Genomic DNA, 1,163 nt, shown 5'->3' with positions numbered 1-1,163 from the left:
CCGCACAGACGTATTTTTAGAGCTTAAAGAGCGTGTATCTATCGCGAACAAAGCTGGCGCAGATGCCTTTGTATCCATCCACGCGAACAGCAGCAGTAATCCAGATGCAACAGGTACAGAAACGTACTATATGCGGCCGACAAGTAAAAACCTTGCCAACACTGTACACAAGCATATGGTAACAGCTACAGGGCTTAGAGACCGCGGTGTGGCTTATGGCAACTTCCAAGTTATTAGGTCTACCACAATGGATGCAGTCCTGGTTGAAGTAGGATTTATCAGCAACGCAGTGGAAGAGGCTACGCTCTTTGACAACGACTTTCAAAACAATGTCGCTCTTGCCATCGCCAAAGGCCTGTGTGCTCACGTAGGCGTACCATTTACGGGACCCGATGTGCAACCTACACCAACGCCAGTAATCCCTAAACCATCCGATAAGCCAGCGCCGTACCCGACAATGGAGGTCATTGTAGGTAGTCAGGAGTTCACGGGATATAGCATTAAGAATGTAACCTTTGTACCTTCCCGGCCGATCGGTGAAATGCTTGGCGGTAAGATCGGATACACGAACGGCAAGGTTACCATCAACGGCGAAGCGGTGGAGACAGTTAATATTAATGGTGTCGGTTATGTACCAACTCGCATACTGGGTGCATCCTTAGGAGCACGCGTTTACTGGGACAAAGAAAATCCAAAGCGTGTAGACATTTTCCCTAAACTATAATAAGGAGTGAAATATAATGAAGGAACAAATTATAGAAGCAGCTCAACCCTACGTGTTAACCATCGTAACTGCGTTAATTGGTCTATTGGCTACAATTGCTACAAGTGCCCTTAAAAAGGCTCAGCAGAAGGCAACTGAATATTATGTATCCAATACATCTGTGAAAGACCGGGAGTTTCTTCACAAAGTTGGAGTTGAGGCAGTAGCATACGCAGAATCAGTGTTTAAGGGATTTGAAGGAGATAAGAAGCTGCAGGAAGCCATTGACTATGTGATCGGTAGACTGCGGGTAATGGGATTGAATGTAACTGAACAGGAAATCCGCGCTGTAATCGAAAAGGCTGTACAAGATTACAATGCAAATACGAAAAAGTCTGCCTGAGCCCTTCGGAGCTCTTTTTTATTAAAACTCTGTACCTATGTACCACTTGGTTTGCCA

At 45.6% G+C, this 1,163-nt stretch carries 2 protein-coding genes; both read left to right on the top strand.

The annotated features are described in order from the left end of the window. On the top strand, positions 1-724 hold a 724-nt coding region (locus WG8_RS25870; RefSeq protein WP_043891443.1), incomplete at its 5' end, for an N-acetylmuramoyl-L-alanine amidase. A gap of 16 nt (positions 725-740) precedes the next feature. After that, positions 741-1,106 (top strand): phage holin, LLH family, encoded by a 366-nt coding sequence (locus tag WG8_RS25865; protein WP_007433263.1) that lies wholly within the window; start codon positions 741-743, stop codon positions 1,104-1,106. Positions 1,107-1,163: the final 57 nt, after the last annotated feature.

It is taken from the genome of Paenibacillus sp. Aloe-11 (assembly GCF_000245715.1).
GTDB lineage: Bacteria > Bacillota > Bacilli > Paenibacillales > Paenibacillaceae > Paenibacillus > Paenibacillus kribbensis.
The sequence above is the reverse complement of the archived record's forward strand: the minus strand, read 5'-3'. Positions and strand labels throughout refer to the sequence as shown.

Coding starts and splice junctions, on each gene's coding strand:
- WG8_RS25865 (WP_007433263.1), top strand. CDS start 741: ATGAAGGAACAAATTATAGAAGCAGCTCAACCCTACGTGTTAACCATC.